This is a genomic window from Magnetovibrio blakemorei (assembly GCF_001746755.1).
GTDB classification, from domain to species: domain Bacteria; phylum Pseudomonadota; class Alphaproteobacteria; order Rhodospirillales; family Magnetovibrionaceae; genus Magnetovibrio; species Magnetovibrio blakemorei.
In genome coordinates, this window is sequence record NZ_MCGG01000004.1 from 1 (window position 1) to 11648 (window position 11648).

Below are 11648 nucleotides of genomic sequence, written 5' to 3' on the forward strand. Positions count from 1 at the left end.
GAACTCCTTATGCGCCGCTTTGAGCATTTTCAGTCCTGCGCTGTTGATGTAGCTGATGCGTCCATCGTCCATCACGCAGATCAAATCCAAGGCATTGTTAACCAAGTTGCGAAACCGCGTTTCGCTCAGTTGAATGGCGTCCGTCAGTTCCGCTTGGCGGGTGATGTTCTCGCCAAGCACCATATGTGCGGTCTCACCCAATTCAGGTAATGCGACGACCTTGAGGCGAAGGCTGACAAGCTTGCCGTTGAGGCCCTTGATGCGCATTGGCGTGGGTTCGGGTTCTTTTGCCAAAAGGCCGATGATGTTGTCGATGGTGGCAGCGAAGTTGTCGCTTATGAAAGCTTGGAATGATTGACCGATCAGCACGCTGGCATCACGAGCCTCCAAAAACTGAACGCCAGCTTTGTTGATGTGTTTGATTTTGCCACCGATGCAGATGCACACCAAATCCGAAACCGCATCGAGGACGGAGGACGCAACTTGACGCGACAGGTCTTGCAGCAGGTCATCTTGCAACGTGTCATCTTGCAGGGTGATGTTAGGCCGAGGGGCTAAAGGCGTTGTGCCGCGAAAGACGTGGGGCGACCTGGATGGAAGGGCTTCAGACATGGACGCGGGGGTATCCCAATATAAGCACAGGTGCGTTTTGCGGTTTTTTGGCGATCTTTTGAGCTTGGGCTAGGACTCAAGAGACGCGTAGACCGTTTTTTACGCCCGAAATGGCTCAGACACAAGGGCAGGGGGGAATTGGGTTGTGGAATTTTTTGTATTGGGGAGCGATAATGCCCACATCAGATGCCATAATGAACCATCCAGAGGGGAAAAAATGTCCGATAGTATTAAATATCTGTTGAGCGAAGATCGCATGCCAAAGGCTTGGTATAATCTGGTGGCGGATTTGCCTGTACCGCCCCCCGCAGTGTTGCACCCGGGCACCGGGCAACCGGTCGGCCCGGATGATTTGGCCCCGCTGTTTCCCATGGCGCTGATCGCCCAGGAAGTCACGGCTGAACGCGAAGTCGAAATTCCCGAACCGGTGCGCGATGTGTATCGTCAATGGCGTCCGTCGCCGTTATTTCGCGCCCGCAAGCTGGAAAAGGCGTTAGATACGCCCGCCAAGATTTATTATAAATACGAAGGCGTTAGCCCAACGGGCAGTCATAAACCCAACACCGCCGTGCCGCAGGCCTTTTACAACAAACAAGAAGGCACCAAGCGTCTCACCACGGAAACCGGGGCGGGACAGTGGGGCTCATCCATCGCCTATGCCGGGCAGTATTTTGGCCTTGAAGTCGATGTCTACATGGTCAAGGTCAGCTTTCAACAAAAACCCTATCGCCGCGCATTGATGCAAACCTTTGGCGCGCGCTGTGTGGCGAGCCCGTCTGTTGAGACCAATTCTGGCCGGGCTGTGCTGGCCGAGTATCCTGACAGCACCGGATCGCTGGGCATCGCCATTTCCGAAGCCGTTGAAATGGCCGCCCAGCGTGATGACACCAAGTACGCCCTGGGCAGTGTGCTCAATCACGTATTGCTGCACCAGTCCATCATCGGCCTGGAAGCGATGGAACAGATGGATATGGCGGGCGATGATCCCGACATCGTCATCGGCTGCGCTGGCGGTGGCTCCAACTTGGCGGGCCTTGCGTTTCCTTACATCGGGCGCAATCTGCGCGAAGGCAAAAAGACCCGCATCATCGCCGCCGAACCGGCGTCGTGCCCAACTCTGACCCGTGGCAAGTTTGCCTATGACTTTGGCGATACCGCCAGTCTGACGCCGTTGGTGAAGATGTATACGCTGGGTTCCAATTTTATCCCGTCGCCCATTCACGCGGGCGGCTTGCGCTATCACGGCATGGCACCGTTGCTCAGCCATGCTTATAGCCTCGGTTTGATGGAGGCCCGCGCCTATGCTCAAACCGAATGCTTTATCGCCGGGGTGACGTTCGCCAAGGCCGAAGGCATTGTCCCTGCACCCGAAAGCACCCACGCGGTCAAAGCCGCCATCGATGAAGCGCTGAAGTGCAAAGAAAGCGGGGAAAGCAAGACCATCTTGTTCAACCTGTCGGGACACGGTTATTTCGACATGCAAGCCTACACCGACTTCTTCGACGGCAAACTCACCGACGAGCCTTACGACGAAGCCATGCTGGCGAAGTCCTTGGGCGGGTTGCCCGATATCGCGGCGGAATAGATTGATTTTATCGCCAACAAAAAAGACCGGCCGTTTGGTCGGTCTTTTTTTGTCTGAAAACGGGTCTGGTTACCAGCGGACTTCGGTTGCGCGTTTCTTGGTTTTGTCCATGGCCTTGGAATACAGTTCCCATTCGTTGCGCGGCAAAAAGCGTTGGGCGAGGAAGTGGTAAAGCTCGCCCAAGCGCAACACGGCTTTTGAAGAGCGGTGTTCCGAAATGTCGCGCCAATCGTTGATCAAGCCATCCCATGCCCATAAGCGGCGGTGCAGGTCGTTTCGGTGTTCGCGGATGAAGCGGCTGACTTGTTTGATGTTGGTGAGCGCCGAGAGAATTTCCCCCGTCTGCGCATCCAATTCAACAAACGAGAAATTAAAACCATCCAGCGCGATCTTAAACAAGCGTTTGAGCGACATGATTGTGTCGAGAACGCTCTGTTCGCTCTTGTAGCTTTTTTCAAGACCGCGCACGGTTTTGTGGATGCGTAAAACATCGTGGTAAACTTCGCGCAAGGCTTCGATGTAGGCCAATTCATTGGCCAGGTTTGAAATCAGGGAAATCACATCTTCACGACGGTCTTCCGCAATCCCCAAGGCTTTGGCCGCTTCGGAAAAGGCCTGGCTGATTTTTTGCTTGGTTTTGGGGTCATCCACCACCTGGGCCAATTGCTCGGGGTCGGTGATGATGGTCTCTTCACCCGACATCCATGACACCAACTGCATGGTGACGCGGTTATGAGCCGTGGCGCGGTGCTGGGCCGTGACTGCCCACGGACGCGCCCCCCGTGGTCATTTCGGTCGGCATTTTGTCGCCGATGTGCAATTCACGAACGTATTTTAGGCCCTCTCTGATGTGGTCGAGCATCTTGGCGTCGGGGTCGTCGGGGGTGAGATTGAGTTCGGACTTAATGCCGGAAAACTTCAAAGACACTTCGTGCCGGTCCAACACCGTGACCATTACAGGTTCATGAGTATCTTCCAAGGTGCGGAAAGAGGTGTGTTCGAGGGTGTGAAAGAAGCTGTGCTCGAACTGAATGGTTGACGGTATTTTGTTGACCGTCTCAGTTTCCGCCTCTTGTGGTGGAGTGTGTTCCATAGGTTAGGTCGGCCACAGCTGTTCTCGAATATTGTCCTAGCCTATCGTAATGAGCGCGAAGTTCAATACTCCTTATGTGATAAGGGACTTTCGCAGAATTCATCGCGTCGATAACCTTGGATGAACAGGGCCCCGGTGAGGTCTGCATAATCGAGCCGTGCGCGGGCATTTTCACGGGCCACGGGGTGTCCATGATACGCCACTCCCATGCCGGCCGCTTTTAACATCGGCACGTCGTTGGCGCCGTCGCCAATGGCAAAGGTATCGGTCATGCCCAATCCATGTTGGGCCGCCATGTCGATGAGCATTTCCAGTTTGGTGTTTTTATCGACCACGGGCGCAAGCACCTGACCGCTCAAGCGCTCATCGATGATTTCCAGTTTGTTGCCGAGTGACATGTGAAAGCCGACCTGTTTGCGAATGCGATCGGTGAAATAGGAAAATCCGCCCGAAATCAGCGCCGTGAACGCTCCGTTTGCGCGCATGGTGTAGATCAGCGCCAGCGCGCCCGGGTGGAGACGCACGTGCGTCATGGTGTCGGCCAGGCAACTTTCGTGCAAGCCTTCGAGCAAGGCGACGCGGGTTTTAAGCGCCTCGGTAAAGCCCATTTCACCGTTCATGGCGCGCGCCGTCAGGGCCGCGATCTGGTCTTTGATACCCGCAAATTCGGCTAAATCGTCCAAGGTTTCACCTTCGACGATGGTGCTGTCCATATCGGCGATGATCAGCTTTTTCTTGCGCCTGAGCGTGCTTTGCGCGATCACATCAAGGGGCTGGCCGTCAAGCGCTTGGCGTGTGATTGTTTCAGCGTCTTGGCTGGCAAGCGCATCGAAGGCGAGATCGACGGCTTCGTCTGGGGACAGCCAGTTGGGCGGGGATACGATTGCCCCGGCACGGGTCAGGCTGGCCCGGACTTCCTCAACAACGTTGACGTTGAGAACGCCAGCAGCGGGTTTTGAAATGAGAGTGAGAACATTGTCCATGTCGGCACACGACACCAGATCGGAGGGACCCAAATCGGAGGGGCAAGGGCGGCGCTCGGTCTTGATCATCGCCGGACCGACCGCGAGTGGCAAGTCGGCCATGGCGATGGATGTCGCCGAGCATTTTTCTGGCACCGTGATAAACGCTGATTCCATGCAGGTCTACACCGAATTGCGTGAAGTGACCGCCAGACCGTCAATTGAAGACGAAAAACGCGTGCCCCATCGCCTGTTTGGCGTGCTTTCGGGTGCCGAAGCCTGTTCGGCCGGGCGCTGGTGTGAGATGGCGGTGGCCGAAATCGAAAGCTGCTTTGAAACCGGGCGGTTGCCTGTGTTGGTGGGCGGAACGGGCATGTATCTCAAAAGTTTGGTTGAGGGATTGTCGCCGATTCCCACCATTGCCCCTGCATTTCGTGATCAAGCCACGGCACGCCATGCTCAACTGGGTGCCGACGCATTTAAGGCCGAAGTCGCCACTTTGGACCCGGTCAGCGCCGAGCGTTTGCCTGCAGGCGACACCCAGCGCCTGATCCGGGCCTGGGAAGTCAGCACCGCCACGGGCAAGCCGTTGTCCGCTTGGCAAAATGAGCCGCGCATTCCGCTGTTGCCCGGGGTGCGTTTTGCTCACATCGCTTTGGTTCCCCCCCGCGAAGCGCTTTATGCCGGGATTGATGCGCGTTTTTCCCGCATGGTGGAAGCGGGCGCGCTCGATGAAGTCCGGGCCCTGTTGGCGCTGAACTTTGATCCCGCGTTACCGGTTATGAAAGCGCTGGGGGTGCCGGAACTGAGCGCCTATTTGAACGGCGAATTGGCGTTGGAAGACGCCATCGCTCAGGCTCAACAGGTCAGCCGCAATTATGCAAAACGTCAATTGACCTGGGTGCGATCGCAATTGGCGGGCGCACATGTGCTTTCTGCGCAATATTCGAAAAGGTTTCGCGAAGAAATCTTTTCATTTGTTCACGAGTTTCTGTTGACCGAGCGGACGTGAACGTCTAGTTTCCCTGTCTCTTGCAATTGGGCTCGCCCTGGGAAATCCTAGGGGCGGCCCATCTGCGTTCGGGCAGGGGTATTCCCCTTTTGACAACGTGTCTTTGGCGCGGTCGTCAACTGGGGGGCATCTGCACGGTATTTTGCACTTTTGGTGCTGTTTTAGAGATTGAAGTACGGGCAGCGCCTAAGACCAACGAGGACATCATGGCAAACGTCGAAATGAACGGTTCCGCAATTGTGATCAAAGCCTTGCACGATCAAGGCGTTGATGTGGTATTCGGTTATCCCGGTGGTGCCGTCCTTCCGATTTATGACGAGATTTTCAAGCAAAACAAGCTGCGCCATATTCTTGTTCGTCAAGAAGGTGGTGCCGTGCATGCAGCCGAAGGCTATGCGCGTTCGACCGGTAAGGTGGGCTGCGTTTTGGTGACGTCCGGCCCCGGTGCGACCAATGCGGTGACCGGGTTGTTGGACGCGATGCTCGATTCCATCCCCTTGGTGTGCTTGTGCGGCCAAGTGCCGACGCACCTGATCGGCAACGATGCCTTCCAAGAAGCCGACACCACGGGGATCACCCGTCCGTGCACGAAGCACAATTATTTGGTTAAAGACATCAAAGACTTAGCCAGAATTATGCATGAGGCCTTTTATGTCGCGCAGAGCGGACGTCCCGGCCCGGTGGTGATCGATCTGCCCAAAGACATCCTCATGGGGATGGGCGAATATATGCCGCCGACCAAGGTGAAGCACAAGAGCTACAACCCCCGCGTCAAGGGCGACATCAGCGACATCAAAGATGCCGTTAAGTTGTTGGCCAAGGCCAAAAAGCCGATCATTTACGCCGGTGGCGGGGTGGTCAATTCCGGCCCCGGCGCGGCGCAATTGTTGAAGCAGTTCACCCAGTTGACGGGCTTTCCCATCACCTTGACGTTGATGGGGTTGGGCGCATATCCGGCTTCAGATTCCCAGTATTTGGGTATGTTGGGCATGCACGGCACCTATGAAGCCAACATGTCCATGCACGATTGTGACGTCATGTTGTGCATCGGCGCGCGCTTTGACGATCGCATCACCGGGCGCTTGGATGCGTTCAGCCCGAATTCGAAAAAAATTCACGTCGATATTGATCCCAGTTCCATCAACAAAAGCGTGCGCGTTGACGTGGCGGTGGTTGGCGATGTGGGACACGTGTTGGAAGACATGATCAAGGTGTGGCGCGCCAGCCAAGCCAAAGTCGATCAAAAGGCTTTGAAGCAATGGTGGAAAAAAATTGAAGACTGGCGGGCGAAAGACTGCTTGGCGTATCAAAAAGACGCCAAGGTCATCAAACCGCAATTGGCCATTCAACGCCTGTATGAGCTGACCAAGCATCGCAAGGATGTCTACATCACCACCGAAGTGGGCCAGCACCAGATGTGGGCGGCGCAGTACTTCAAGTTTGATAAGCCAAATCACTGGATGACGTCCGGCGGCCTGGGCACCATGGGCTATGGTTTGCCCGCCGCCATGGGCGTGCAGGTGGCGCATCCGGATGCCTTGGTCATTGATATCGCTGGGGAAGCCTCGATTTTGATGAACATTCAAGAGCTGTCGACGATCATGCAATATGGCTTGCCGGTGAAGGTGTTTATCCTCAACAACCAATATATGGGCATGGTGCGCCAGTGGCAGGAATTGCTGCACGGTTCGCGCTATTCGGAAAGCTATATGCAGGCCTTGCCGGATTTTGTGAAGCTGGCGGAAAGCTTTGGTGCGGTGGGGCTGCGCGCCACCAAGCCCGAAGAGCTGGATGATGTTATCACCAAAATGCTTGAAACCGAAAACTCGGTGATTTGCGAAATTGCCGTGGCGCAGGAAGAAAACTGTTTCCCGATGATCCCATCGGGCGCAGCGCACAATGAAATGATTTTCGGTGCAGACGTCGATACCGAAAATGCCGTCTCCGAAGACGGCATGGTTTTGGTTTAAGGCGCGGATAGGAGTACTTGAGCATGGCGACGACCAGCATCTACGGCGAAAACCCCTATCACGAAGACGTGCTCACGCACACCATTTCGGTCTTGGTGGATAACGAACCGGGCGTGCTTGCGCGCGTGATCGGCTTGTTTTCGGGCCGCGGCTATAACATCGAAAGTCTGACGGTCGCGGAAACGCGGCATAAACAGGGTCTTTCGCGCATCACCATTGTAACCTCCGGCACGGCCATGATCATTGAACAGATCAAGGCCCAGTTGGGGCGTTTGGTGCCGGTGCACAGTGTATCGGATTTGACCCTTGACGGTCCCTCGGTTGAACGGGAACTGGCCTTGGTCAAAGTCGATGGTACGGGCGAAAAGCGCGTTGAAGCGCTGCGGATCGCCGATATTTTTCGCGCCCGCCCGGTGGACGCGACGACTGAATCTTTTGTCTTTGAAATCGTCGGCAACACCGAAAAGCTTAACGCTTTCATTGAACTTATGAAGCCACTGGGCCTTGTGGATTTGTCCCGCACAGGCGTAGTGGCAATTGCCCGTGGGCCGGAAAGCATGGAAGGCCAAGACTAGGGCTTTAACCCGAACCTCAATATATATATGTGTCCAGATTTGGATCTGAAGGAAAACAGAAAATGCGCGTTTATTACGATCGTGACGCTGACGTCAATTTGATCAAAGGCAAAAAAGTTGCCGTTGTTGGTTATGGCTCCCAGGGTCATGCCCATGTGTTGAACATGCGCGATAGCGGCGTCACCGATGTCGTCGTAGCGCTGCGCGAAGATTCATCGACCCGCAAAAAGGCCGAAGCCGAAGGCATCAAATGCATGACCGTTGCCGAAGCCGCTGCATGGGCCGACGTCATGATGATGTTGACGCCTGACGAATTGCAGGCCGACATTTATTACGCCGACATGCACAAAGGCATGAAGCAGGGCGCAGCCTTGGTGTTTGCCCATGGTTTGAACGTGCACTTCAATTTGATTGAACCGCGCGCCGATTTGGACGTGTTCATGGTTGCCCCCAAAGGCCCCGGCCACACGGTTCGCGGCGAATACAAAAAAGGCGGCGGCGTACCGTGCTTGGTGGCCGTTCACCAAAACGCCACCGGTAACGCTTTGGAAGTGGCGCTGTCGTACGCATCTGCCATCGGCGGCGGACGTTCCGGCGTGATCGAAACCACCTTCAAAGAAGAATGCGAAACCGATTTGTTCGGTGAGCAGGTTGTGCTTTGCGGTGGCTTGATGGAACTCATCAAAAACGGTTTTGAAACCTTGGTCGAAGGTGGCTACGCCCCGGAAATGGCTTACTTTGAGTGCTTGCACGAAGTGAAGCTGATCGTCGATTTGATGTACGAAGGCGGCATGGCCAACATGCGCTATTCGATCTCCAACACGGCCGAATACGGCGACTACGTCACCGGCCCGCGGATCATCACCTCTGATACCAAAGCCGAAATGAAACGCGTTTTGGACGACATTCAGTCGGGCCGTTTCACCCGCGATTGGATGCTTGAATGCAAAGCCGGTCAGCCGTCCTTTAAGGCCACCCGCCGTCGCAACGCCGAACACGAAATCGAAGAAGTCGGCCAACGCCTGCGCGCCATGATGCCGTGGATCGGTGCCAACAAGTTGGTTGATAAAGATAAGAACTAAGGTTTTATCTCACCAACGGTAACGTATAAAAAGGGTGGAGCTTTCGAGCTCCGCCCTTTTTCATTCAGGTGGAAACAGTTGTGATGAAAAAATCTGCCTTACGCTTGGCGCTTCCCGCGTTGTTGATCGGTGTTTCCATAATCGTGCTGGTGCCCGGTGGAGCCAAGGGGCATGAAGGGGCTAAGGGGATCGTTTTTGAACGAATGGAGCATATGAAAGCCTTGGCCGCGTCGATGAAGGCGCTGGCCCCGTTCGCATTTGGCGAGGCCGTGTTCGATGGAGGCGAGGTCGCGCGTTTGGCCGAGACCATCAGTGCGCGCACCGGCCAAGAGATGGTGCGCCTGTTTCCCAAAGACAGCTTTGATACCACCAGCGAGGCAAACCCGGCCATCTGGCAGCGGTGGGATCAGTTTGAGCGTCTTGCCGAAGACGCCCAAAAGCAGGCCAAGGCCTTGGCGCAAGCGGCATTGGTCAAGACTACTGTCGGCGCAAATTTCATGCGTTTAGCTGGTGCGTGCAAAAGCTGCCACATCGAATTTCGTCAGGAAAAAGCGAAAACTCAGCAGGGGGCCGGAAGACCTTGAAAGTGTCGATTGGTGTTGCTTTGACGAAAAAATGCACTTTTGTGAGTGAATTGCGCTCTCCCCACCCCATATAGAACACAGTTGAAAGGTGTTGACGGGACATATGGTGCGGGGTTAAATCAGGTTTCCGACACGTTGTTGGTTGAAATATTGCGGCAGTTGAAAAGGTTTTTGGCACGATGACGGCACCCGCCGCCAGCTTTGAGACGTTGAACACACCCACTTTGCGGCCAATGTCGCATGCTCGGGTGTCGCGTGCTCACGTGCGTCTGCTGTTGTCCAATCTGATCCTCGACGGGAACCTGCTTCTTAGGTGCCCCTGACGCCTGCGGCCTATGATCGTGCCGATGGTGCTTAGGGGAAACAAGAGCCGTAGCGCGAAGGCGCGAACCTAAGATTTTACCCGAAGGACAAAACTCATGAGCACATCTGACAATAACCGCGTCGTCATTTTTGACACCACCTTGCGCGATGGCGAGCAATCGCCCGGCGCCTCCATGAACCTGGATGAAAAAATTCGCATCGCCATGGTCTTGGAAGAGATGGGCGTCGATGTGATCGAAGCCGGTTTTCCCATCGCATCCGATGGTGACTTCGAAGCGGTCAATGAAATCGCCAAGATTGTGAAGAACTCGACCGTATGCGGTTTGGCGCGCGCCACCAAAATGGATATCGAACGGTGCGCCGAAGCCATCAAACCGGCCGAGCGTAAACGCATCCACACCTTCATTTCCACCAGCCCCCTGCACATGAAATACAAGTTGCAGATGGACCCGGAAAAGGTCTTTGAGAAGGTCAAAGAAAGCGTGGCGTTTGCCCGCACCTTCACCGACGACGTGGAATGGTCCGCCGAAGACGGCACCCGCACGGAACATGATTTTCTGTGTCGTTGCGTCGAAGCCGCCATTAAAGCCGGGGCCACCACCATCAACATTCCCGACACCGTCGGCTACACCATGCCGCACGAATATTCGGCGTTGTTCAATATGCTGTTTGAACGCGTGCCCAATGCCGACAAAGCGATTTTTTCGGTCCATTGCCACAATGACTTAGGTCTGGGCGTTGCCAATTCGTTGGCGGCCGTCAGCGCGGGCGCACGACAAGTGGAATGCACCATCAATGGCCTGGGCGAACGGGCCGGGAATGCGGCCTTGGAAGAGGTCGTCATGGCCTTGAAAACCCGCCAGGATTTGATGCCGTTTCAAACCAACATCGTCACCCAAGACATCATGAAGGCGTCGCGTCTGGTATCGACCGTGACGGGATTTACGGTTCAGCCCAACAAGGCCATCGTCGGTAAAAACGCGTTTGCCCACGAAAGTGGCATTCACCAGGACGGCATGCTGAAAAATGCCGAAACCTATGAAATCATGACTCCGGAATCGGTGGGCCTGACGGAATCAAAGTTGGTTTTGGGCAAGCACTCGGGCCGTCATGCGTTCAAGGAAAAGTTAAAAGACTTGGGCTACGACATCGGCGAAAATGCCATCGAAGTCGCGTTTAAGGGCTTTAAGGATTTGGCCGACAAGAAAAAGGATGTGTTCGACGAAGACATCATGGCGTTGGTTGATGACCAAGTCTTGCGCGGTAACGACCGTTTGCAGCTGGTCAGCTTGGAAATTCTGTGCGGCACCAAGCATCAACCGCCGAAGTCGGAACTGGAAATGTCCATCGATGGGGAAATCAAATCGTGCACCTCGACCGGTGACGGTCCGGTTGACGCAGCGTTCAATGCCATCAAGACATTGTTCCCCCACGAAGCCCATTTGCAGCTGTACCAAGTGCACGCCGTGACACACGGTACGGATGCACAAGCGGAGGTGACGGTTCGTTTGGAGGAAAACGGTCGCACCGTCAATGGACAGGCTGCGGACACCGATACCATGGTGGCCAGCACCAAGGCTTACATCACGGCTTTGAACAAGTTGCTGGTGAAGCGCGAAAAAACCGCACCCTCGGCCCTGTCTGCCTAATCTGGGTATTCATCAAGCGGTGGACGGCGGTTGGGGAATGATCCGACCGCCGCCCGTTGGTTGACTGCCGGGAAAACGCGATCATGACAGCTTTTGCCTTTAGCTTTGTAACGATGGACGGCAGCGCTGTGCGCTTGCCGCTGGCGTTGCGCGTCTATTTCCGCCTCAACGACAACCTGCTCCTTAGTTCGCCCTGAACA

General features: G+C 55.2%; 12 protein-coding genes. 7 read left to right on the forward strand and 5 right to left on the reverse strand.

Annotated elements, in window-relative coordinates; all coding sequences use genetic code 11:
• On the reverse strand, positions 1–612 hold a 612-nt coding region (locus tag BEN30_RS00940; protein ID WP_139134783.1), incomplete at its 3' end, for a PAS domain-containing protein.
• Between the two features lie 217 nt (positions 613–829).
• On the opposite strand from BEN30_RS00940, the gene BEN30_RS00945 reads away from it, so the two are divergent.
• Entirely contained in the window at positions 830–2197 is a 1368-nt protein-coding gene (locus tag BEN30_RS00945; RefSeq protein ID WP_069956469.1) for a TrpB-like pyridoxal phosphate-dependent enzyme, read from the forward strand.
• A gap of 69 nt (positions 2198–2266) precedes the next feature.
• Here BEN30_RS00945 and BEN30_RS17630 read toward each other — a convergent pair whose 3' ends face one another.
• From BEN30_RS17630 to serB, 3 genes are all read right to left on the reverse strand, one after another.
• A complete protein-coding gene (locus BEN30_RS17630) occupies positions 2267–2899 on the reverse strand; it encodes a hypothetical protein (protein WP_084004881.1) in 633 nt (210 codons plus the stop codon).
• A gap of 28 nt (positions 2900–2927) precedes the next feature.
• On the reverse strand, positions 2928–3290 hold the full coding sequence (locus BEN30_RS17635) for a hypothetical protein (RefSeq protein WP_084004882.1): 363 nt from the start codon (positions 3288–3290) through the stop codon (positions 2928–2930).
• Between the two features lie 62 nt (positions 3291–3352).
• Positions 3353–4375: a phosphoserine phosphatase SerB gene (gene serB / locus BEN30_RS00955; RefSeq protein ID WP_245648950.1), complete on the reverse strand. Its 1023-nt coding sequence runs from the start codon at positions 4373–4375 to the stop codon at positions 3353–3355.
• Between serB and miaA the strand changes: the two genes are divergently transcribed.
• The 6 genes from miaA (at position 4272) to BEN30_RS00985 (ending at position 11448) form a co-directional block, all read left to right on the forward strand.
• Positions 4272–5264: a tRNA (adenosine(37)-N6)-dimethylallyltransferase MiaA gene (gene miaA / locus BEN30_RS00960; RefSeq protein WP_069956471.1), complete on the forward strand. Its 993-nt coding sequence runs from the start codon at positions 4272–4274 to the stop codon at positions 5262–5264. The genes serB and miaA overlap by 104 nt on opposite strands.
• Positions 5265–5470: 206 nt before the next feature.
• Positions 5471–7234: an acetolactate synthase 3 large subunit gene (locus BEN30_RS00965; protein WP_069956472.1), complete on the forward strand. Its 1764-nt coding sequence runs from the start codon at positions 5471–5473 to the stop codon at positions 7232–7234.
• A 23-nt stretch (positions 7235–7257) separates the two neighbouring features.
• Complete coding sequence (gene ilvN, locus BEN30_RS00970) at positions 7258–7809, forward strand: acetolactate synthase small subunit (protein WP_069956473.1); 552 nt, start codon at positions 7258–7260, stop codon at positions 7807–7809.
• 62 nt (positions 7810–7871) lie between these two features.
• Positions 7872–8891, forward strand: a complete 1020-nt coding sequence (ilvC, locus tag BEN30_RS00975; protein ID WP_069956474.1) for a ketol-acid reductoisomerase — start codon at positions 7872–7874, stop codon at positions 8889–8891.
• An 83-nt stretch (positions 8892–8974) separates the two neighbouring features.
• Entirely contained in the window at positions 8975–9475 is a 501-nt protein-coding gene (locus BEN30_RS00980; RefSeq protein ID WP_069956475.1) for a c-type cytochrome, read from the forward strand.
• A 419-nt stretch (positions 9476–9894) separates the two neighbouring features.
• Entirely contained in the window at positions 9895–11448 is a 1554-nt protein-coding gene (locus tag BEN30_RS00985; protein WP_069956476.1) for a 2-isopropylmalate synthase, read from the forward strand.
• Here BEN30_RS00985 and BEN30_RS18760 read toward each other — a convergent pair.
• Positions 11445–11648: hypothetical protein (locus tag BEN30_RS18760; RefSeq protein WP_211563231.1), on the reverse strand; the 204-nt coding region annotated here is incomplete at its 5' end. The genes BEN30_RS00985 and BEN30_RS18760 overlap by 4 nt on opposite strands.